Annotated in this window: 21 protein-coding genes; 9 read left to right on the forward strand and 12 right to left on the reverse strand. The window is 72.9% G+C overall.

Features of this window, described 5'->3' with window-relative positions; genetic code table 11:
• Positions 1-8: 8 nt before the first annotated feature.
• Entirely contained in the window at positions 9-2063 is a 2055-nt protein-coding gene (locus ABS772_RS20345) for an HAD-IIB family hydrolase (protein WP_350396552.1), read from the reverse strand.
• A 48-nt stretch (positions 2064-2111) separates the two neighbouring features.
• Here ABS772_RS20345 and ABS772_RS20350 point away from each other — a divergent pair, with 48 nt between their 5' ends.
• Entirely contained in the window at positions 2112-3161 is a 1050-nt protein-coding gene (locus ABS772_RS20350) for a glycosyltransferase family 4 protein (RefSeq protein ID WP_350396554.1), read from the forward strand.
• Complete coding sequence (locus tag ABS772_RS20355) at positions 3161-4345, forward strand: glycosyltransferase family 4 protein (RefSeq protein WP_350396555.1); 1185 nt, start codon at positions 3161-3163, stop codon at positions 4343-4345. Before ABS772_RS20350 ends, ABS772_RS20355 begins: the two co-directional genes overlap by 1 nt.
• Positions 4346-4411: 66 nt before the next feature.
• On the opposite strand, the gene ABS772_RS20360 is transcribed toward ABS772_RS20355, so the two are convergent.
• Positions 4412-5395 (reverse strand): glycosyltransferase family protein, encoded by a 984-nt coding sequence (locus ABS772_RS20360; protein ID WP_350396582.1) that lies wholly within the window; start codon positions 5393-5395, stop codon positions 4412-4414.
• 104 nt (positions 5396-5499) lie between these two features.
• Here ABS772_RS20360 and ABS772_RS20365 point away from each other — a divergent pair, with 104 nt between their 5' ends.
• Both ABS772_RS20365 and ABS772_RS20370 read left to right on the forward strand, forming a co-directional pair.
• Entirely contained in the window at positions 5500-6135 is a 636-nt protein-coding gene (locus ABS772_RS20365; RefSeq protein WP_350396556.1) for a hypothetical protein, read from the forward strand.
• A gap of 9 nt (positions 6136-6144) precedes the next feature.
• Complete coding sequence (locus tag ABS772_RS20370; RefSeq protein ID WP_350396558.1) at positions 6145-6792, forward strand: hypothetical protein; 648 nt, start codon at positions 6145-6147, stop codon at positions 6790-6792.
• Positions 6793-6819: 27 nt separating this feature from the next.
• Here the strand turns inward: ABS772_RS20370 and ABS772_RS20375 are convergent, their stop codons facing one another.
• A complete protein-coding gene (locus ABS772_RS20375) occupies positions 6820-7011 on the reverse strand; it encodes a hypothetical protein (RefSeq protein ID WP_350396559.1) in 192 nt (63 codons plus the stop codon).
• Positions 7012-7067: 56 nt separating this feature from the next.
• On the reverse strand, positions 7068-7580 hold the full coding sequence (locus tag ABS772_RS20380; RefSeq protein WP_350396560.1) for a DUF892 family protein: 513 nt from the start codon (positions 7578-7580) through the stop codon (positions 7068-7070).
• 315 nt (positions 7581-7895) lie between these two features.
• On the opposite strand from ABS772_RS20380, the gene ABS772_RS20385 reads away from it, so the two are divergent.
• On the forward strand, positions 7896-8960 hold the full coding sequence (locus ABS772_RS20385; protein ID WP_350396562.1) for a phosphoesterase: 1065 nt from the start codon (positions 7896-7898) through the stop codon (positions 8958-8960).
• Positions 8957-9646 carry an SDR family NAD(P)-dependent oxidoreductase gene (locus ABS772_RS20390; protein WP_350396563.1) on the forward strand — a complete coding sequence of 230 codons (690 nt, stop codon included), beginning with the start codon at positions 8957-8959 and terminating at the stop codon, positions 9644-9646. The genes ABS772_RS20385 and ABS772_RS20390 overlap by 4 nt, the downstream gene beginning before the upstream one ends.
• Positions 9647-9881: 235 nt before the next feature.
• Here the strand turns inward: ABS772_RS20390 and ABS772_RS20395 are convergent, their stop codons facing one another.
• The 8 genes from ABS772_RS20395 to ABS772_RS20430 form a co-directional block, all read right to left on the reverse strand.
• Complete coding sequence (locus ABS772_RS20395; RefSeq protein WP_350396564.1) at positions 9882-11150, reverse strand: MSMEG_0569 family flavin-dependent oxidoreductase; 1269 nt, start codon at positions 11148-11150, stop codon at positions 9882-9884.
• 80 nt (positions 11151-11230) lie between these two features.
• Positions 11231-11512: an MSMEG_0570 family nitrogen starvation response protein gene (locus tag ABS772_RS20400; protein WP_350396566.1), complete on the reverse strand. Its 282-nt coding sequence runs from the start codon at positions 11510-11512 to the stop codon at positions 11231-11233.
• Positions 11505-12737 carry an MSMEG_0565 family glycosyltransferase gene (locus ABS772_RS20405; RefSeq protein WP_350396567.1) on the reverse strand — a complete coding sequence of 411 codons (1233 nt, stop codon included), beginning with the start codon at positions 12735-12737 and terminating at the stop codon, positions 11505-11507. Before ABS772_RS20405 ends, ABS772_RS20400 begins: the two co-directional genes overlap by 8 nt.
• Positions 12734-13732 carry a sll0787 family AIR synthase-like protein gene (locus ABS772_RS20410; RefSeq protein ID WP_350396568.1) on the reverse strand — a complete coding sequence of 333 codons (999 nt, stop codon included), beginning with the start codon at positions 13730-13732 and terminating at the stop codon, positions 12734-12736. Before ABS772_RS20410 ends, ABS772_RS20405 begins: the two co-directional genes overlap by 4 nt.
• On the reverse strand, positions 13732-14277 hold the full coding sequence (locus tag ABS772_RS20415) for an MSMEG_0567/Sll0786 family nitrogen starvation N-acetyltransferase (protein ID WP_238254494.1): 546 nt from the start codon (positions 14275-14277) through the stop codon (positions 13732-13734). The genes ABS772_RS20410 and ABS772_RS20415 overlap by 1 nt, the downstream gene beginning before the upstream one ends.
• The gene (locus ABS772_RS20420; RefSeq protein WP_350396583.1) at positions 14274-15377 is read right to left on the reverse strand and encodes an MSMEG_0568 family radical SAM protein; all 1104 of its coding nucleotides are present in this window, start codon (positions 15375-15377) and stop codon (positions 14274-14276) included. Before ABS772_RS20420 ends, ABS772_RS20415 begins: the two co-directional genes overlap by 4 nt.
• Positions 15331-16407 (reverse strand): Nit6803 family nitrilase, encoded by a 1077-nt coding sequence (locus ABS772_RS20425; protein ID WP_350396569.1) that lies wholly within the window; start codon positions 16405-16407, stop codon positions 15331-15333. The genes ABS772_RS20420 and ABS772_RS20425 overlap by 47 nt, the downstream gene beginning before the upstream one ends.
• Positions 16408-16490: 83 nt before the next feature.
• Positions 16491-16973: an MSMEG_0572/Sll0783 family nitrogen starvation response protein gene (locus ABS772_RS20430; RefSeq protein WP_350396570.1), complete on the reverse strand. Its 483-nt coding sequence runs from the start codon at positions 16971-16973 to the stop codon at positions 16491-16493.
• A 357-nt stretch (positions 16974-17330) separates the two neighbouring features.
• On the opposite strand from ABS772_RS20430, the gene ABS772_RS20435 reads away from it, so the two are divergent.
• The 3 genes from ABS772_RS20435 (at position 17331) to ABS772_RS20445 (ending at position 21426) form a co-directional block, all read left to right on the forward strand.
• Positions 17331-18779: an aminotransferase-like domain-containing protein gene (locus ABS772_RS20435; RefSeq protein WP_350396571.1), complete on the forward strand. Its 1449-nt coding sequence runs from the start codon at positions 17331-17333 to the stop codon at positions 18777-18779.
• A gap of 271 nt (positions 18780-19050) precedes the next feature.
• Positions 19051-20664 (forward strand): sigma 54-interacting transcriptional regulator, encoded by a 1614-nt coding sequence (locus tag ABS772_RS20440; RefSeq protein ID WP_350396572.1) that lies wholly within the window; start codon positions 19051-19053, stop codon positions 20662-20664.
• Positions 20665-20874: 210 nt separating this feature from the next.
• Positions 20875-21426, forward strand: a complete 552-nt coding sequence (locus ABS772_RS20445; protein WP_350396573.1) for an OsmC family protein — start codon at positions 20875-20877, stop codon at positions 21424-21426.
• Positions 21427-21434 lie beyond the last annotated feature (8 nt).

Here is a 21434-nt window from a genome sequence, read left to right on the forward strand (position 1 = left end):
GGTGCGGCCTACGAGGCATAGGACAGCGCCCGGCGAAAATGCAGGACGCCCTCGATGATGCCGCGGGCATGCGACGCGCGGGCGACGTAGGAGTGCTGGAGCGCCGCGTTGGCGGCGAGCCCGTCGGAGTAGTTGGCGACGATGATCGCCTGCGCGCGGGCGCGCAGCATCTCGACGTCGTTGCCGGAATCGCCCGCCACGAACACCGCCCGCTCGGGCAGGCCGTAGAGGGCGCGCACGTGATCGACCGCCGTTCCCTTCGAGGCCGTGGGCGGCAGCACGTCGAGGTAGCGGCCGTGGCTGTGGATCACGTTCGCCGCGAGACCCGCCTGCGCGAGGCGCTCGCGGACCCCGCCGGCGGTCTCCGCGTCGCCGAAGAAGCTGAGCTTGTGCGCGCGCTGCTCGAGGGGACCCTGCGGCACGAGCCCGTCGAGGCGGCTCAGCGCCGCGCCGACCGCCTCCCGGTCCCAGGCGCTCGAGACCGTCTCGCGCCACGCGGCGTCCGCCGTGTAGGTCACGCCGTTGGCGTCGAGATGGTAGATCTCCGAACCGACCGAGGTGATCATCACCTGCGGCCGCGGGCTCGCCTGCTGCTCCAGCACCGCCATGGCGCTGTGGAAGGAGCGGCCGGTGGCGACGCCGAAGGCCAGCCCGGTCTGCCGGCTGCGCCAGCGCCGGAAGGTCGCCAGCGCGGATTCGCAGCCCACCAGCGTGTTGTCGATGTCGCAGATCAGCAGTTGGCGCGGGGCCCGCAGGGGCGGGTTGCGGGCGAGCAGCGCGCCGAGAAGTTCGTGATAGCGCGCGGCGTGCCGGTCCCAGTCGTAGGTGGCGGCCGCCCGCGCCCCGCCCGCGACGCAGGCGGCGCGGAAGGCGGGCTCGGTCAGGATGTGCAGGCAGGCGGCGGCGATCGAGGCGGGCGCGCGCGGATCGACCAGCAGCCCGTTGCCGCAGGTCTCGACGATGTCGTTGGGGCCGCCGCTGTCGGTGGCCACCAGCGGCAGGCCGGCGGCGGAGGCCTCCAGAAGGGTCAGGCCGAAGGGCTCGTTGAGGGCCGGGTTGACGAACAGGCCGCCGCGCTCCCGCGCGTAGGCGTAGATCGCCGGCACGTCCTCCGGGCGGTGCGTCTTCGGGTAGGCCACGCGCCCGTAGAGGTCGTAGCGGTCGATGAGCACGAGCAGGTCGCGCAGGGTCGCGGCCATGTCGCCGTCGAGCCGGTCGATGTCCTCGCGGGTGCCGGCGACGATCACGAGGTTGGCGCGCGCCTGCAGTTCGGGGCACTCGCCGTAGGCCCGCACCAGGGCCGCGAGGTTCTTGCGCGCCACGGGACGGGCGAGCGCCAGCAGCGCGGGCTTGCCCGGATCGTGCAGGAACCGGTCGATCGCCGCATCGACCCGCGGGAGCGGACGGCTCTCGGCGAAGCGGGCGAGGTCGCTGCCCGGCGGCAGCACGCGGGCGCGGCCGGGATCGTAGGCGCTGTAGCCGGCATACTGCACCTCCGCCTCGTCGCGCGACGAGGCGATCACCAGGCTCGCCCGCGCCAGCGCCGCCTCCTCGGTCGCGATCCGGCGCGCGAGTTCCGGCCCGCGCGCGGACTCGCCGCCGAGCAGGGCCGCCTTCACCCGCCCGAGGGAATGGGCCGTGAACACGAAGGGGATGCCGAGCCGCGCCTCGACGATCGCCGCGACCGCGGCGGCATCCGCGTAATGCGCGTGGACGATGTCCGGCGCGGACGTCTGACGGCCGATCCAGGCGATGAGGTTCTCGGCGAAGCTCTCGACCTCGCCGTGCATCTCCTCCTTCGACCGGTAGCCCGGCGACGCGCTCGCGAGCCGCACGAGCTCGACCTTGTCGGAGACCCGCTCTTCGGGCACGGCGTATTCGGGACCGGGCGGCCCCTCGAACCGGCGCGTCGCCATCACGATCCGCGCGACCCGGGCATCCTGCTCCGACGCCCCGACCAGATCGAGCAGGTAGCGGATATGGCCGCCGGTATCGGAGGTGAGGCCGTAGACGACATCACGGCCGCGCAAGCAGCCTTGAAGAGCGATATGCAGGACGAACATCAGGCGTTCGTCGTGACGAGCGAACCGTGACGAAAGGTATCAGTCAAGGTGCAACAGGTAATTCGCGTCGCACAGGTCGCCCCGAACATTTTCCCGACTCCCCCCGAACACCATGGCGGCACCGAGAGGATCGTCCACGATCTTTCCATGGCGCTGCGAAACTTGGGCATAGACGTAACGCTGTTCGCGCCCTCGGACAGTGCGACAGACTTGCCGCGCATCGGCGATCATCCGAGCCTCGCCGCCTTGGAACGTCGCAACCGGTCAGTCCCCCCCGGAGTTCCGGCGGCGCTCGACGCCTTGCAGCTGGAGGCGCTGCGCCTGCGCCTCGACCAGTTCGACATCGTGCATTGCCACGGCGAGTTCGCCCACGCGGCCCTGCTCGGCCCGCGGCGTCGCCACAGCCTGACCACGGTGCACTGGCGCGTGGACGAACTCGACCGGGCCCTGTTCTTCGCCGGCTTCCCCGACCTGCCGGTCGCGGCGATCTCGGCGGCGCAGGAGGCCGGCATTCCGGCCCCGAACCGCGCGGGCACCGTGCATCACGGCATCGCCCGGGACCGTTACACCCTGCGCGCCGAGCCCGGCGCGCACGTCGCCTTCGTCGGTCGGATGACCGACCAGAAGCGGCCGGACACCGCGATCCGCGTCGCCCGCGCCGCCGGCCTGCCGATCCGCCTCGGCGGCACGATCGATGTCGGCAACCCGGATTATTTCGAGCGGAAGGTGCGGCCCCTGCTCGGCCCCGACGCGTGTTATCTCGGCCCCGTCGACGACGCGGCGAAGGCGGATCTCGTGGGAGGCGCCCGAGCCCTGCTGTTCCCGATCGACTGGCCCGAACCCTTCGGCCTCGTGATGATCGAGGCGATGGCCTGCGGCACGCCGGTGATCGCCTGGAATCGCGGTTCGGTCCCCGAGATCGTCGAGGACGGGGTGACCGGCTTCGTCGTCGCCTCCGAGGCCGAGGCGGTCGACGCCCTGGCCCGGATCGACCGGCTCGACCGCCGGCAGGTGCGGCGCCGCTTCGAGGCGCGCTTCACCGCCGAGCGCATGGCGCGCGACTACCTCGCGATCTACCGACGCCTGCTCGCGGCCTGATGCGCACCGCACTCCTGGCCTGGGACTACCCGCCGGCCCCGAGCGGGCTCTCGACCGCGGCCCGCGAGATCGCCGAGAGCCTCGCGCAAGCCGGCGCCGACGTGACCGTGTTCACCCTCGACCGCCGCGGCCGGGAACAGGTCGGCGGGGTCGCGGTCGAGGGGCTCGCCCTGCCGGCCGGCGGCGGGTTGGCGCGCCTGCGCCTGTGGGGCGCGATCGGGCATCTGGCCGCCCCCCTCGCCTTCCGGCGGGCGGTGCTGGCCGCCCACGCACGGGCCCCCTTCGCCGTGATCGAGGCGACGAACTGGTACGCGCCCGCGGCTCTGCTCGCCGGTCGCCGCGACCTGCCCCTGGTGACGCGCAGCTCGACCCCGGCCGCCTTCACCCGCGGAGACGGCGCCGGGCCCCGCGACCGCCTCGACGGCCTCGCCGCCGACGCGCTGGAGCGCCGGCAGGCGCGCGGCAGCGCCGGACTCATCGCCAACACCGCCGCGCACGGGGCGGTGATCGCGCGGGCCTATCGCCTCTCCGGGCGGCAGCCCTCCGCCGTGATCGGCCTCAGCCTGCCGCCGGAGATCCTGACCAGCGCCCGCGCCGCTTCCTATCCCGGGGAGGACGCCCCGGTGCAGCTGCTCTTCGTCGGGCGGGCGGAGGCGCGCAAAGGGTTCGACGCCCTGCTCGGCGCGGTCGCGATCCTGGCCGGGGAGCAGGCGCGGGGGGACCTGCCGCCCTTCCGCCTCGACCTCGTCGGGGTGCCGTCGGAGGACCTGCCGCCGGACCTGCCCGAGGCCGCGCGCCGGTGCATCCGCGCCCGCGGCCGGATCGATGCGGCGGCGCTCGCACGAGCGTATACGGACGCCCACGCGGTCCTCGCCCCGTCGCGCTACGAGAGCTTCGGCCTCGTCTACCAGGAGGCCATGGCCTACGGCCGGCCGGTGGTGGCCTGCGCCGAGGATGCGAGCGCCCGCGCCTTCGTCGGTGCGCCGGGGGCGGGGCCGCTGGCGGCGACCGCCACCGGACCGGCCCTCGCCGACGCCCTGCGCCCGCTCCTCGTCGATCCCGGCCTGCGCCGCGCCTGCCGCGCCCGCGCCCTGGCGGCGGCCGGACGCTTCGACCGGGCGAGCCTCGGGCGAGAGACTCTGGCGCTCTACGAGGCCGCGATCGGTGCGGCGCGACGGAACTGATCGGCGTTGCCGAACCACCGGGGCGCTGTCCTGGGCCCGCCGAAGGCCTCGACCGGAAACCCGGACCTAGTCGCGGTAGGGTCGAAGCAGCGCCTCTTCCTCGTCCGGACGCCCGCGGCCGGGGTCCAGCGCCTCGTAGCGGCGCGAACGCGCCTCGACATGGGCGCGGCTCAGGTGATGCTCGATCGCGCCGTGCAGGGTGAAGAAGCTCTCGGGCCAGCCGCCCGCCAGCTGCGGCCGCTCGTGCACCCGGCCGGCATAGGTCACCGCGCGGCGGTTCAGTCGGTACTGCACGTCCGGGAAGACGTCGGAGAGGACGCCCCCGACGCGGTTGCGCCGCGCCAGCCCGATCGAGCGCACGGCGCCGGTCTCCGCCATCGCCGCCAGCGCGGGCAGGAGGCGGCCGGCGGCCGGGTCGAGCGTCTCGTCGGCGTCGAGTTGCAGCATCCAGGGGTGACGGGCGAGCGCCTGAAGCGCGTTGCGCTGGGCGGCGAAATCGCCGGAGAGCGGCCGGGCGGCCACCCGCACCGCGCCCTCGCGAAACCCGGACACGATCACCGCCTCGGGCGCCGCCGCCCGCGCATCGAGCAGGATCGCGACGTCGTCGGTCCAGCCCGCCTGGCCCGGCAGGCCGGCCAGCACCGCGTCCCGCTCGGCCGGGCGGCAGATCAGCCCGAGGGAGACGGGGCGCGCCTCTGCCCCGTCGAGGTCGTACAATTCCGCATGCGCGGCGCGCTCGGCGTGGGGATGGAGCAGCGCCGCACGGCCCTCCGCGTCGAGCGGGCGGATGCCGCGCCCGGGCCGGGTCGCGGCGATGCGCAGGGTGTAGAGGTCGAGCCCGTAGGGCGCTTGCCGGTCGCAGACGAAGGTCCGCGCCGTGAGCGCCTCGGCCAGATGCGCGCGGCAGCCGGACGCGTCCGCCTCCCGTTCGAGCAGGACGCCGCAGGAGCCGCAGGCGAGCGGGAACGAACGCCGATGCCCGTCCGGATAGGTCAGGTGCCGCCGACTCGGCGCGAGCATGTCGGCCGCGCAGACGAAGCACCGGCGCAGGGCCGTCACGTCGAAACACCTTCTCGCGACGAGGGTCTGGTTGCGCCGGGCCGGCGCCTTACCTGGGCCGTTCCTCGGACGACGCCCTCGAACCGTTGACGCGAATGGCTGCCGACATCGATTGCCTCCGAGGCGAGCGGCCGGGCTTGGCCGCCTCTTCGTCCCTCGCCATCGTCGGCAACGCGCCGGAGATCGGCGCGGCCGCGGAGGCGATCGATGCGGCGGAATGCATCGTGCGCTTCAACAACGCCGCGGGCTTCGACGGCCGCACCGGCTCCCGGGTCACGCATCTCGCCCTGGTCAATCGCGGCGGCCAGATGCGCGAGTGGCTGGCAGACCGGGCCTTTCTGGAGCGTCCGGTGGTCCGGGCGGCGCAGGCCTTCATCCTGCCGTTTCCGATGCTGCCGCCGGAGGAGCAGGGCCCCGAGCCGATCTGCTGGACCCGTGAGGCCCTGGCGCTGCTGCGCCCCCTGGGCCGCCCGATCCACATCCTGCCGGAGGCGCTGCACGCGCACGCCCGGCGCCTGCTCGCCCCCCACACGCAGGGGCGCCCGAACCCAAGCACAGGCTTCCTCGTGACCCTGGCGCTCCTGCTCGCCCGTCCGGCCGAGGCCGATCCGGCCCGGGCCTACGGCTTCGGGTTCGACGGCTGGCCCGGCCACCCCTGGGCCGCCGAGCGCGCGTGGTTCGCCGAGTCCCAGGCCGCCGGGCGCCTGCATCTGCAGCCTCTCGAAGGATGATCCGGTCCGATGTCCACGCTGATCACGGTGCTCAAGGGCGGCGGGCGTTACGACGCGACCTGGGTCGAGCGGCTGGCCCGCGGCGTGCGCCGCCACGCCCCGGCCTTCACGCGGATCCTCTGCCTCACCGACGGGCCGCTCGCCGTCGCGGGCGTCGAGCGCGTGCCCCTGCGCCACGACTGGCCGGCCTGGTGGGCGAAGATGGAGGCGTTCCGCCCCGGCCTCTCGGACGGCACGACGGTGCTGTGCGACCTCGACACCGTCTTCACGGGCCCGGCCGACGCCCTGGCCGAGCCGGGCCTCGCGGCGATGGAGGACTACTTCCACAAGGGCCGCCTCTCCAGCGCCCTGATGCGCTGGGAGGGCGACGAACTCGCCGGGCTCTACGCGCGCTTCGCAGCCGAGCCCGAGCGCTGGATGACGGCCGGCTCCTGCGGCCCGGTGCCCAACGCGGTGCACGGCGATCAGGTCGTGATCGACCACCTGCTCCGCCGGGACGCCGTGCGCCCGCGCTTCTTCCAGGCGATCGCACCGGGCCTGCTCGACTTCTACGATCCCCGGCGCGACGCCCATGGCCCGGTCGTCGTCTTCATCGGGGCGTCCAAGCCCGACACCGCCCGCGGCGCGGTCCACGCGGCGTGGACGGCGCCCGCGTGAAACCTCGGGTGACACCCTGAGGGACACTCAGCCGGGCTGCGCGGCGCCGAACGCCCGCAGGGCGGCCTCGCCGGCGGAACAGGCATCCTCCGGCGAGGGATAGGATTCGGGTGAGACGCGGACGGACACGCCGTCCCGGTCGGTCAGATGCCAGCGGAACTGCTCCGAGTGCTCCGGGCAGGCCTCGACGGTGACGGCAACGGGGGTGGGATCGTCCATGGCGCGCAGCGTCCGAGCTGGGGGCGGCCCCGGGCCGAGGCCGCCCGGGAGGGTTTCTAGCTGTCGGCCTTCGCGCCGCTGAGCGTCAGATCGAGATAGGTCTTGGTGACGGGCTCGATCAGCGCCGCGATGTCTTCGGCCGCCCGCGTCTCCTCGTCGACCGCCGCGCGGAAGAGCGAGACCTGCTCGGTCTTGCCCGCCCGTTCGGCGATCACGCTCAGCGAGCGGTAGGCGGCGATCTGGTCGTGCTGGAAGGCGTAGCCGGCGTAGAGGTTCTTCAGCGTCTCGTCCTGGGCCGAGGCGTGGACGGCGGCGCCGAGGGAGCCGGCAAGGCTCGTCACCGTCTCCTTCAGGCCCGAAGGGCTCTCACCGATCGCCTCCAGCGCCTTGTCGAGACGGCCGAGCTGGGCCTTCGTGGTTTCGACGTGACGGCGCAGGACGGCAGCATAGTCGGGATAACGCTCAAGTCCGGAGAGCTGCCTCTCCATCTGCTCCAGCCCCTGCTTCTCCAAAGCACGCGTATTCTTCAGGGATCCAGCGTAAATCGTGCCGATATCGGTGCCTGCCATCTCGTTTTAGTCTCCGGGTTGAGCTCTGTTCCGGCCGATAACTTGAGAGCAACACCGGCGTTCCGCGCGTATCCTGCGGCGGAAGCGCCCCGCCAAGCCTGATGCGCCGACACGATGTCTTCGCATCGCGGGCCTGCCACGCGCGCCGTGGGTCACGCCGTGGGTCCCCCTGCGGCAAGTGGCGCCGCAACCGGGCGCGCGGGCCGCGGTTGCCCGTCGGCGCCGCGATTCGAGCCCGAGCAGGACCCGAGCAGGAGACGACCGCATGTCCGGGACGAGGCACCATCCGGGCTGTTGCCGACGCGGTGAACGCCGGTGACGGATCTGGCCGCGCACGGTGCCGCCTTCGCCCGGGCCGTCTCCGGTTTCGGGCCGGGCAGGCCGGTGGTCCTGTGCCACGACGATGCCGACGGCCTGTCGGCGGGCGCGATCCTGTCGCGCGCGCTCGAACGGTCGGGGCGCGGCCTCGTCCCCGTCCGTGTGGTCGGCCGCGGCGAGTCGGCCTGGTCGCCGGCTATGGCGGCCGAACTCTCCGCCCTCGACCCCGGGGGGCTCGTCGTCACCGATCTCGGCGTGCAGGCCGGCACGATCCTGTCCGGCGTGCCGACGGTGCTCGTGGATCACCACGTGCCGCGGTCGATGCCGGCCGCCGAGGCTGCGGTGATCAGCGGACAGGCCGACGCGCCGACGCCGACCTCCAGCCTGCTCGCCCATGCCTGCGCCGCGGCCTTGGGCGAGGCGGAGGATCTGGCCTGGCTCGCCGGAATCGGTCTCGTCGGCGACCTCGGCGAGCGCGCCGCGAGCGCCGATTTCCCCGACGTCATGGGACCGCTGCGCAAGGCCTACACCCTGAAGGCGCTGCGCGAGGCGGTGAGCCTCGTCAACGCGCCGCGCCGCTCGGCCGGCGGCGATGCCGGCCCGGCCCTGCGTCTGCTCCTGCGGGCAGGCGGGCCGGGCGACGTCGTCTCGGCGGACGATCCCGACGCGGCGCTCCTGCGCGCGGCCCGGGCCGAGGTGCGCGCGGCCCTCGACGCCGCGCGGAGCGTGCCGCCGCTCTTTTCCGGCCCCGTCGCGCTGATCCGCTGCGACTCGCCCTGCCAGATCCATCCGCTCGTCGCGCAATCCTGGACCCACCGGCTGCGGCGGCAGGTGGTGATCGGCGCCAATGCCGGCTTCCGGGCGGGCTATGTCCACTTCGCCGTCCGCAGCGCCACCGTGCCGGACCTGATCGGCTTTCTGGAGGAGCGCGCGCCTCGGCTCGGGCCGGACGATCAGTTCGCACAGGGCCATCGCCGCGCCACCGGCGGCCAGATCCGGATCGAGACCTGGAACCGCTTCGTCGCCGGGCTCGGCTTCGGGGCGGAGGCCGAGGTCCCGTGAGCCGTCGCCGGGCGTTGATCGTCGGCGCCTCCCGCGGCCTGGGCCTCGGTCTGGTCGAGCGCTTCCTCGCCCGCGGCTGGGATGTGACCGCCACCGTGCGCCGCCCCTCCGCCGCGCTCGCGGCGCTCGCGGGGGCCGGCCCGCTGCGGATCGAGACCGGCATCGACATCGACGACGATGCGGCCGTGGCGCGGTTGCGGGCAGGCCTCGCCGAGGCGCCGGATTTCGACCTCGTGTTCGTCGTCGCCGGGGTCGCGACCCAGGCCGGCACGCCCGCCGGCCTGCTGCCGCGGGAGGTGGCCGGCGCGGTGTTCCAGACCAATGCCCTCAGTCCGATCCGCTTCGCCGAGAGCTTCCATCGCCGTCTCGCGCCCGACGGGCTGATCGTCCTGATGACCTCGAAGCTCGGCTCGGTGTCGCTGAACCGCGGCGGCGGATGGAGCAGCTACCGGGCCAGCAAGGCGGCGCTCAACACGCTGGCGCGCTCGTTCGCGGGCCAGCATTCCGGGGCGGCCTGGGGCCTCGTCCTGATGCATCCGGGCTGGGTCCGCACCGATCTCGGCGGCCGGCGCGCCACCCTCGACGTCGAGACCAGCGCCCGCGGGATGGTCGCGGTTCTCGAAGCGCGCCAGGGCCAGCGGGGCTGCGTGTTTCTCGATTATACCGGCGCGACGGTGCTCTGGTAGGCCGACCGCCTGTGATCTCAGCGTGCCTGACGGCAGGGCGTCTCAGGGTGCGTCCACGGCGAGGTCGACCGCCGGCAGCCAGCCCGTGACCGCGGCCCTGCTGCCGAGGGCGGATGCGAGGATGACGGCGCCCGCGAACGCGCCGCTCCCGAGACCCGGCCGGAGCCTCACAGCCCCTTCTCCAGGACCTTGGCCACTGCGCCGATCTCGGACTTGCCGAACGTCTCGGTCGCCGTCAGACCGCGAACCGGAGGGCGGGCCGCTCGGCCCCGAGGCGCTTCTGGATCACTTGCACGATGTGCTCGGCGTCGCGCCCGACCGCCCCGAAGCGGCCCGAACCCCAGGTGTTCAGCCAGGGCAGGCCGATGAAGCAGACGCCGTCCTCGCTCGTGACGCCGCGCTTGTGCTTGGGGCTGCCCGCGCCGTTGAACACCGAGGCATCGAGCCAGCGGAAATCGGGCGTGAAGCCGATGCACCAGACGATGCTGGTGATGCCGGAGCCCTCGAGGTCGAGGTTGAGCACCGGCTCCCCCGGCTCCCAGACCGGGGTGTAGGGCGCCTGCGCCGGGGCCTCGATGCCCTTCTCGGCGATATACGTGTCGATGGCCGCGTTGATGCCGTTGTAGGTCCGGTCGGCCCCGTCGAGCGAGCGCTTGAGGTCGTCGCGAAAGCGCAGGGCGCCGTCCCGGTAATCCTCCAGCAGGCCGTAGAGCTTCATGCCCTCGATGGCGAAGCGGCGCAGGTCGATGTCGCGCCCGCCGTCGCGGCCCGTCACGTAGTGGTTGGTGTTGTCGCGGACGCCGTCGCGCAGCGGATGGTTGTCGACGGTCATCTCGTAGTAGCCCATGTCGGCGAGCCACGTGACGACGTCGCGGCCGCGGTAGAACCGGGCGCAGCGGGGCGCGTCGCCCACCGCCAGGTGCACTGTGCGGCCGGCCAGGTGCAGGTCCTCGGCGATCTGCGCACCGGACTGCCCGGAGCCGACGACCAGCACCTCGCCGTCGGGCAGCTGGGCCGGGTTGCGGTACTGGTTCGAGTGGATCTGCGTGATCGAGCCCGGCAGCTTCTCGGCCATGCGCGGGATGATCGGGGTGTGGTAGCCGCCGGACGCGACGACGACCTCGCTCGCGGTGTAGTCGCCCTCCGAGGTCTGGACCGAGAAGAGGCCGTCCTCGCGCCGCGCGACGCGCGTGACCGTGACGCCCTCATGGATCGGCGGGTCCACCTTGGCGACGAAGGCCGCGAGGTAGGCGACGATCTCGTCCTTCTTCATGAACCCGTCCGGGTCCGGCCCGTCATAAGGGTGGCCCGGCAGGTCGCACTGCCAGTTCGGCGTGACGAGGCAGAAGCTGTCCCAGCGCTGCGTCGCCCAGCTGTGCGCGGCGGTCCTCTTCTCGAACACGCGATGCTCGATCCCGCGCTGCTTGAGGTGGTAGCTCACCGAGAGGCCGGCCTGGCCGCCTCCCACGATGACGACCGGGACGTGACGGGGCGTGGAGGTCATGGCGCAAACTCCGAGACGATCTGGGCGAGACGATCTGGGCGAGACGATCTGGGCGTGACGATCTGGGAAGCGGTGCCGGCTCAGGGCTCGAAGGTCTCGACGGTGACCCGGCCGCCGGGGGGCTGCCGCGCCGCGGCCGCCTCGATGCGGGCGAGCTGGTCCAGGGCCGAGGAGCAGGCGAAGCCGTACTTCTCGCGCACCCGCTCGCTCGCGATGGTGAGGGCCGTGCGGGTCTTCTCGACGAAGTCGTCGACGGCGTAGCTCTCGCCCGGCGTGAGGAAGTCCTTCACCACGAGGGAGGGCGAGTAGCAGGCCTCGCGCCGGCCGTCGGGCCAGCGGACGTGGAAGCGCATCTCAGGCATGGATCGGCTCCTGTGGGACGCGGGCGCAGGCCGCGTAGGCGTCGAGGTGGCGCTCCGCGCAGCCGCGCCAGGAATGGGCGGCGGCCCGCGTCAGGCCGGAGGCGCGCAGGCGGGCGCGGGTGTCCGGCACCAGTGCCGCGGCCATGGCGTCGGCGATGTCGTCCGGGTCTGCGGGATCGACGAAGAGGGCGTCGGCCGGCGTCAGGTACTCGGTGAAGGGCGGCTGGCGGGACACGAGGGCGGGCGTGCCGCAGGCCATCGCCTCCAGCACGCAGAGGCCGAAGCCCTCCTTCCAGGAGGGGAAGGCCAGGACGTCGGCGAGCCGGTAGAGCGCCGGCATCTCGGCCTGCGGGACCGGGCCCGTCTCGACGACCGCCGCGCCGGGGCCGACCGTGAGCCCGGCCGCGGACAGCGCCGCCCGGCAGCGGGCGCGGTAGGCCGCGTGGTCGAGGAGCGAGGCGCCGCCGGCGACCACGAGCTGCGCCGTCGGGTGGCGCTGGCGCAGGCGCGCGAAGGCCGCGACGATGCCGGCCGTGTTCTTGCGCGCCTCGAAGCCGCCGACGGAGAGGACCACCGGCCCGGCGCCGAGACCCCAGCGCGCGCGCACGACCGCGTCCGCCTCGGCCGGCTCGCTCCGGTAGGCCGACAGGTCCACCCCGTTCCCGACCACGTCGGCCTCGACGCCGAGGTCGTCCCTGATCCAGTCGCCCCAGGTGCGGCTGACGCAGAGCAGGCGCCGGGCCTCGCGGATCGAGCGGTCCTGCCACTCCGCCAGCACCGGATCGGAGAAGCTGTCGATGTGGTGGACGGTGCGCGCGAAGCCCGGGATCAGGCGCCTGTGCTTCAGGGTCGCGAGGGCGTTGCCGCCGATCCCGTCATGGGCGTGGAAGAGGTCGAAGTCGCAGGCGGCCGGCGTCGCGAAGTGGCGCAGGTAGTCCTCGATGCGGGCCCGCACCAGCGCGACGGTGCCGGCGGCCTCGGCGGCCTCGGCGGCCTCGGCGGCCTCGGCGGCCTCGGCGGCCTCGGCGGTCTTGGGGGCCTTGGCGGCCACCGTCACGGTCGGGCAGGCCGCGGCCCGGAAGAAGCCCCGGCCGGTAGGGTCCGGCGCGTGGACCACGGCCTCGTGGCCGAGGGCGCACAGGGCCTCGGCCAGGGAGAGGCAGTGGGCCACGCCGCCGCGCGGGTTGGTGGAGTGGGTCAGGATGGCGATGCGCAGCCCGGTCACGAGGCGTCTCCCGCATCGGTCCGGCCGCACCCGATCAGCGGGCCGGCCGCGAAGTCCCAGACCACGGCCTCTCCGGCGTCCGCGCGACCTCGGACCCGGGCGACCCGGCTCGCGTCCAGCCGGCCGACGGCGGCGGCGGCGATGCCGCGCTCCGCGAAGCGCGCCAGCACGGCCGGCGTGCGGTCGGGTCGGACGCTCACGAGGTAGCCGAAGCTCGGGAAGGCGGTCAGCCAGCGCGCGAGCGGGACGCCGTCGGGGCGCGGGATCGCGTCGAGGTCGATGAGCCCGCCCACCCCCGAGCATTCGAGCAGCATCAGCGCCGTGCCGACGACGCCGGCCATGCTGATGTCCTTGGCGGCGCGGGCCAGTCCGGCCTCGGCGAGTCCGGGCAGCAGCGCGAGGTCGCCGCGCAGGCGCTCGCCCGGGCTGCCGGTCGAGGCGTCCCAGTACGGGTGCGGCTCGCGGAAGCGCCCGCGCAGGTCGATGGCGGCGACGAGGTCGTCGCCCGGCGCCGCGTCGAAGCTCGTCAGCAGGCGCGGGCCCGCCCGGCCGAGCACGGCGACCGCGAGGTTGCCCGCGGCCGCGCGGGTGTTGGTGTGGCCGCCGACCACCGGCACGCCGTAGAGCGCGGCCGCGTCGGACAGGCCGGCCAGGATCGGGTCCGCCGCCGCGGCATCCCGGCTCCAGATCGCGTCGACGACGGCGAGCGGGCGCCCGCCCATGGCGGCCACATCGCCGAGGTTGACCATGATCCCGCAATAGCCCGCGAAGTAAGGGTCGGCGGCCACGAAGCCGTCGAGGAAGCCCTCGATGGCCAGGAGCAGGTATCCGTCGCCGTCGGGGATGGCCGCGCAATCGTCGCCGACCGGCACCGCGGAAGGGCGGCTGCTCAGCCCGAGCCGCGCGACCACGGCGTCGATGTCGCGCTTGTGGGCGAGGCCGCGGGCGCCGCGGATCTGGTGCGCCAGGGCCTGGAGGTCGAAGCCCGCGCTCATCACGCGGCCTTGGCGAGGGTGACGAGCCCGTGCTCGGGATCGTGCATCGGCGGGTAGGCTGCGAGGTCCGCCTGCATCAGGTGGTGCGGACGGCGGTGAAGCGCGACCGTGTCGAGGCTCGTCCAGTGCAGGGCCGCGAACAGCGGCACGTTCCGCTCCTGCACGTGGGCGAGGAAGCGGGTGCAGCCCCTTGCGTGGGCGGAGGAGACCGCGACCTGGATGAGCCCGGCCCCCAGTGCGGCGGTCCCGCGGAATTCCCGGGCGACGGCGAGGCGCGAGCCCCACCACTCGCCGGGACGCTCCGGGACCTCGTGGATGCGCACCGTCCCGACGACGGCGTCGGCGTCGCCGCCGAGCGTCGACAGGGCGCAGATCGGGATGGCGTGCGCGTCGATGGCGTCGCGGTCGTCGTCCGTGAAGATGCCCTGCTCGGCGCAGAAGACCTGCCGGCGCAACGCCGCGCAGGCGCGCCGCTCCCAGGCGCTCGTGGCGAACTTCACGCGAAAATGGCTCGGCCGGTACGGCGGGACGGGTTCGAGGATCATGCCGCCGCCCCCGCGCGCTCGTAGGTGGAGAGCGCCGAGCAGGCGCCGCAGCGCCCGCAGCCGGCCTTGATGTCGGTCGAGCGCAGCCTGGCGGCAGCCAGCATCTCGGCGAGCGGCTTCAGGACGGCGTGCATGAAGTCCGGGCCGGGGGCCGGATGGCTCTCCAGCGGCGTGCCCGAGATCGGCACGAAGGGCACCACGAAGGGATAGACGCCCAGGCCGACGAGGCGCCCGGCCGTCTCCAGGATGGCCTCCGGCGTGTCGCCCAGGCCGGCGAGGATGTAGGTCGAGACCTGCCCCCGCCCGAAGACCGGAACCGCGGCCTCGAAGGCCGCGTAATAGCGCTCCAGCGGCACGCTCGCCTTGCCGGGCATGATGCGCGCCCGCACCTCGGGGGTGACGGCCTCGAGATGCATGCCGAGGGCGTCGATGCCCGCGGCCTTCATCCGCTCGAACCAGCGGTCGTCGTCCGGCGGCTCGCACTGCGCCTGGATCGGCAGATCCACCGCCGCCTTCACGGCGAACGCGCTCTCGCAGAGCACGGCGGCGCCCCGGTCCGTCGCGTTCGGCGTGCCGGTCGTCATCACCATGTGCTTGACGCCGTCGAGCAGCACCGCCGCGCGGGCGACCTCGGCCAACTGCTCCGGCGTCTTGTGCGCGACGGTCCGACCGGCCGCGAGCGACTGGCCGATGGAGCAGAACTGGCAGGTCTTGGTGCGGCTCGCGTAGCGGATGCAGGTCTGCAGCACCGTGGTGGCAAGGACGTCCCGCCCGTGCAGCACCGCGATCTTCGCGTAGGGCACGCCGTCGAAGGTCGAGAGCGCGTAGAAGCGGGGCTTGCCCGGGAAGGTGGCCTGCCCGATCACCACGCCGTCGTGCTCGATCACCGACACCCCGTTCGCGTCCGGTCGGCGCACCAGGAACGGCGACTCGAACGCGGTCTCGGTGTGGACCGGCACCATCACGGTGCGGCCGGCGATAGTCATCGCCTTGTGGTCGGAGGGGCCCGCCCCGCCGCGGCGGCTCGGCGCCCCGGCGCGGCTGTCGGCGAGCCTAACGCCGTAGGACTGCAACGCGTTGATCAGGCGCTCCGTCGGCATCCCGACCAGGCCCGCCACGACCGGCGGCACCGAGGGAAGGCTCGTCGGAAGCGGGCTGCTGCTCATGGTCGAGGCTCCGGGAAACGGTCGGGGAACGGATCGGCTGGTGCACGAACGAGGCCGGACGGTCGTCGTGGAGGAGGCTGAGCAGCTCGGGCCTGGCGTAGTGGCCGACTGCGTCCATCATGCGCTTGCGCTTGGTCACCAGCGCGAGGTCCATGTCGGCGATCAGGATGCCCTCGCCGGGGCCGAGCGGGTCAGCGAGGTGCTTGCCCTCGGGCGAGACGATGGCGGTGCAGTTGCCGCCCCGGCAGGCGCCGCGCAGGCGCTCGTCCGGGCAGACCTGCGCCACCTGCTCGTCGGTGAGCCAGCCGGTGGCGTTGACCACGAAGCAGGCCGCCTCCAGGGCGTGGTGCCGGATCGTCACCTCCATCTGGTCGGCGAAGATCTGGCCGACCAGCGAGCCCGGGAACTGGGCCGCGTGGATTTCCTCGTGGCGCGCCATCAGGGCGTAGCGCGCGAGGGGGTTGTAGTGCTCCCAGCAGGCCAGCGCCCCGACGCGGCCGACCGCGGTCTCGACCACGTCGAGGCCGGCGCCGTCGCCCTGACCCCAGATCATGCGCTCGTGGTAGGTCGGGGTGATCTTGCGGCGCTTGAGCTTCAGGGTCCCGTCGGCGTCGAAGATCAGCTGCGCGTTGTAGAGCGAGCCGTGGTCGCGCTCGTTGACGCCGAGCACGATGACGACGCCGTGGCGGCGGGCGGCGGCGGCGACCGCCTGGGTCAGCGGGCCCGGAACGGTCGGCGCCCGCTCGTACAGCCTCAGGTGCTCCGCGCCCTGCAGCGCCGGGGGCAGCACGAAGGAGAAGTAGGGATAGTAGGGCACGAAGGTCTCGGGGAAGACCATGAAGCGCGCGCCCTTGGCGGCGGCCTCGTCGACCGCGTTGAGCACGCGCTCCAGGGTGCCGTCCGGCCGGTCGAGGTCCGGCGCGATCTGGACGGCGGCGGCCCGCACGATCCGGTTCTCTGACATGGATGATCCTCCGGCTGTGACGGCGGCCGCGTCAGGGGCGGCCGCCGGATGCGACGGGGCCGTCGGCGGACCTGAGAGCCCGCTCAGACGGTCCAGGTGTCGATGATCACCGCGTTGTCGCGCTTGTGCAGGAGGATGCAGTCGAGCACGTCGAGGGGGTTGATCATGCGGATGCCCTCGATGAAGGCCGCCTCGCCGTGCCCGTACAGGGCCTGGGTCGAGAACCGGCAGGCATAGACCTTGCCGCCCTCGGCCATGAATTTCTCGAGCTGGTTGTTGAAGTTGAGGTGGCCCGGGAAGGCCTCGTCGCCGAGCCGCGGGAAGCCGCGCTGCACGCCCAGCGTGATGCCCGGGCCGTAGAGCAGGATGGAGGTGTCGAAGCCCTTGCGCTGCAGGCGGGTGGCCTGGAGCAGGTTGACGAGGCCGATGGAGCCCTCGAACGCGACGGTGTGGAAGGTGACGAGCGCCTTCTGTCCCGGCTCCGCCTTCACGTCCTCGAAGACCTTCTCCTCGTAATCGACCAGGAAGTCGCCCTTCTTGTGGTGCTCGCGGTTCACGGCAGGCATGGCTCTCGCTCCTTGATGGCAGGGGCCGCCGCAGGCAGCGCTGCGACGGCCGCGGGCAGAGCATGGCAAGCGGTGTGCCAATCGACTTCCATCAATGCACCGATCAATGTGGCCTAGAGCAATGCGATCAATAATACGATCAATATTGCCCGCGCGCTGCCCGACATCGATCCATGAGACTGCCCAACGGCAGAGCGGATGCTGCCCGATTTGGCGCCTGGGCCTGCACGTTCCAGGTTCGGCGATCCGCCGCATTGTATGGATCGACTGATCGGGGCGGAGGGGTCGAGGTTGCGGTATGACAGTTGCTAGCCATACAATTCGACATTGATCGCATGATCTTCGGATACGAGGCGGATGACATCATCGGAGCGGGACGGGCGGCAGGCCTCCCTGGCCGGCGTGACCGGGGCCTGGACGCCGGACCTGAAGCGCTGGGGCAAGCCTCGCTACCGCGCCATCGTCGAGGCCCTGGCCGAGGATGTGCGGACGGGGCGCCTGGCCGCGGGCACGCGCCTGCCGACGCAGCGCGCCCTGGCCGAGGCCCTCGACCTGAACTTCACCACCGTCTCCCGCGGCTACGTCGAGGCGCGCAAGCGCGGCCTGATCGAGGGACGCGTCGGCCAGGGGACCTTCGTGCTCGATCCGGCGCGCCCGGCCCAGGCGGCCCAGGCGGTCAATCCCGGCGGCCCGGCGCGGACCGGGCCGGTCGACTTCACCATGAACCTGCCGCCCGAGCCCGACGCTCCGGCGCTGCAGGCGCGCATGCAGGCCTCGTTCGCGGAGCTGGCGGGCAACCTCGGCAACCTGCTGCGCTACCAGGGCTTCGGCGGGACGGACGAGGACAAGGAGGCGGCTTTGCGCTGGCTGAAGGGCCGCGGCATCGTCGCGCCGCGGGAGCGCCTGCTGATCTGTCCGGGCGCCCACAGCGCCCTGTTCGCCGTGCTGGGGCAGGTGGCGCGGCCGGGCGACACCATCTGCGCCGAGCGCATCACCTATCCGGGCATCCGCGCGCTGGCGGCACATCTGGGGCTGCGCCTCGTCGACCTGCCCATGGACCGGCACGGGGTCGATCCCGACGCCTTCGCGGCCGCCTGCACGAAGGTCGCGCCGAAGGCCCTCTACCTCAACCCGCTGCTGCAGAACCCCACCACGGCGACCTTGCCCCGGTCGCGGCGGGAGGCGGTGATCGCCGTGGCGCGCCGCTACGCCGTCACCCTCATCGAGGACGACGCCTACGCGCGCATCTGCCCGACCCCGCCGCCGAGCTTCGCGGAACTGGCGCCGGAGATCACCTACTACGTCGCGGGCCTCGCCAAGTGCCTGGGCGCCGGGCTTCGCCTCGCCTTCCTGATCGCCCCGAGCGCCCGGTCGGCCCTGCCGCTCGGCGGCGCGCTGCGGGCCGCGACGGTCATGGCGTCGCCGATCTCGACGGCCCTGGCGACGCGCTGGATCATGGACGGGACGGCCGAGGCCATCGTGCAGTTCGTCCGCGAGGAGTCCAGCGCCCGCCAACGCATCGCGGCCTCGCTCCTCCCGGCCGGAACCTACACCGCCGACCCGCACGGCTTCCATGGCTGGATCACGCTGCCGGAGGGCTGGACGCGCTCGGCCTTCGCCAGCCAGGGACGGTCGGCCGGGCTCGGCGTCGTCGGCAGCGACCCGTTCTGCGTGGCCGGGACACCACCGGAGGCGGTGCGCCTCTGCCTCGGCGGCCCCTCGACCCGGCAGCAGATCACGCACGGCCTGGAAGTGCTCGCCCACGCGCTCGAAGGCTCGCCGGCCCTGGCCTCGACCTACATCTGAGACGGTTTCCGGACGATCACCGCGGGCCTTGCCCGATGATGGCGGAGAAACCGCAGGGGCCCATCGGATGTCGCGAGGGACGCTCGGTGCCGACCCAGCCGTTCGGCGTCTCGGCCGTCGATCGGGGACGTCACGCGATCCGCAGCTCCGTCGCGCCCGGTGCCGGTGCGCCGGCCTCCCGTTCGGCCGTGAGGGCTCGGGCCGCCTCCGATTTGCACGAGGCTTGCAGATCGGTGGAGTGCCGATCAGCGAGCCGGGGGCCTGCCGAGGAATGGATGGAACTGTCCGCAAGGCTGCGTCGAGCACGCACTGGCGCACGCAGGAGATGTTCCTCATCCAGGAGGTCATGAACCTAATCGGCAAGGGCCTGCGCCTCGATCAGGTCGCCCGCGAGATGCTGCATCTCCTGTCCGAGATCGTCGGGCTGAACCGCGGGCGCATCGTCCTGAAGGACCCCGACGGCGAAGGCCACCGCATCGCCTATTCCTACGGGCTGACCCGCGAGGAGGCGGCGCGCGGCCGCTACGCGCCGGGCGAGGGCATCACCGGACGCGTCATCAAGGACGGCCACCTCATCATCGTGCAGGACATCGACAAGGACCCGACCTTCCTCGGGCGCGCCGTGGCGCGGGCGCAGTTGCCCCGCGGCGCCGTCTCGTTCCTGGCGCTGCCGATCCGGGTCGATCACCGCACCGTCGGCGCCATCGCCTGCCACCGCATCCGGCACCGGGAGCGGGCGCTCTCGGACGACCTCACCATCCTGCGCATCATCGCCACCATGGTCAGCCAGTTGCTGACCCTGAACGAGCGGGTGGAGCGGAAGACGCGGGCGTTGGAGGAACACAACGACATGCTGGCGCGGGAGCTGCGCATCAAGCGCGCCCGCTACGGCATCATCGGCACCTCGCCCGCGCTGCTGCGCGCCCTCGCGCAGGTGGAGAAGGTCGCGGGCGCCACCGCGAGCGTGCTTCTGCTCGGCGAATCCGGGACCGGCAAGGAACTCTTCGCCCGGGCGCTGCACCTCGCGAGCCCGCGGCGCGACCGGCCGTTCATCAAGGTCAACTGCGCGGCGATCCCCGACAGCCTGTTCGAGTCCGAGCTGTTCGGGCACGAGCGCGGCGCCTTCACCGGCGCGGTCGAGGCGCGGGCCGGCTGGTTCGAGCAGGCGAGCGGCGGCACGATCTTCCTCGACGAGATCGGCGAGATGCCGGCGATCCTCCAGACCAAGCTGCTGCGCACCCTCCAGGAGGGCACCGTCGTGCGGCTCGGCGGCAAGCGCGAGATCCGCGTGGACATGCGCCTCGTCGCCGCGACGAACCGGGACCTCGCCACGGAGGTCGCCCACGGGCGCTTCCGGGAGGATCTGTTCTACCGCCTCAACGTCGTACCGATCACCCTGCCCCCGCTGGCGGAGCGGCGCAGCGACATCCCCGATCTGGTGCTGCACTTCCTCACGCAGGCGAACCAGAGCAACCAGCGCAACGTCAACCTGACGCAAGCGGCGGTCGCCCATCTCGCCCGGCAGCCCTGGCCGGGCAACATCCGCCAGCTCGCCAACTTCATCGAGCGGCTGGTGCTGCTGGCGAGCGAGGGCGTCCTCGACGTCGAGGACGTGCGGCCGATGCTCGAAGGCGCCCTCGCCGCGACGCCGACCGCGCTCGCGGCGGTCCCGTATCCGGCCTCGCCTCCGACGCTGGAGCGCGAGGCGGCGCTGCAGGCGTTCGGCGCCGTGCGGCCCTACCTGCCCGCCGACTCGCACGGGCACGCGGAGCTGCGCATGGCCCTGACCCAGGCCGGCGGCAACAAGACCCGCGCGGCGCAGCGGCTCGGGCTGACCGAGCGCCAGTTTTCCTATCGCTGGCGCAAGCTCCAACCCACGGCGTGACGGGCCGGCCAAACCCGACAATGTCGACAAAGTGTCGACATTCGCCGACGCAACGCCATGGGAACGCACCCGGGCGTTCCGCTCCAAGTCGCTGATCCTGCTCGTATTTACGAAATCATCCTGTCCTTGCCCGGTCTGGCACCCGCCTTGCGCAAGTCCCTCCGAGCCGGCCCCGACACAATAGGGGCCCGAGCCGAACAGGAGTTGCCGATGAGCGCGAGCGCCGCCCCCACCACCGTCACCGCCTATCTGCGCCCGATCGATCGGGACGGCCTGATGCAGTTCGCCGAGAAGGGCCGCTGCAATCCCGGCTCGCGCGGCACCAACAAGGTGCACACCGTGCTCGAGGGGCAGTACCGCACCCTCAGCTATGTCGGCGACCATCAGCCGGTCGTGGTGGACGAGCCGCTCCACCTCTTCGGCGAGAACACGGCCCCGGCGCCGGGCGAGATCGTGCTCTCGGCGCTCGGCGGCTGCCTCGCCGTCGGCATCACCGCCGTCGCCACGTGGAAGCAGGTGCGCCTGTCGCGCCTCGAACTGCATCTGGAGGGCGACATCGGCAACCCGGCCGCCTGGGGGGCCGGCGGCGCCGAGAAGCTGCCGGCCGACATGGGCTTCCAGGAGATCCGGGTCGCCGTGACCATCGAGGGCGATGCGAGCCGCGAGGAGCTCGACGCCATCGTGCAGCACGCCAACGTCTTCTCGCCGGTGGCCAACTCCATGCGCAACCCGATCCCCTTCAAGATCGGCCTCGCCGCCTGACGCCCGCG

This window comes from Methylorubrum podarium, from assembly GCF_040270385.1.
GTDB classification, from domain to species: Bacteria; Pseudomonadota; Alphaproteobacteria; order Rhizobiales; family Beijerinckiaceae; genus Methylobacterium; species Methylobacterium podarium.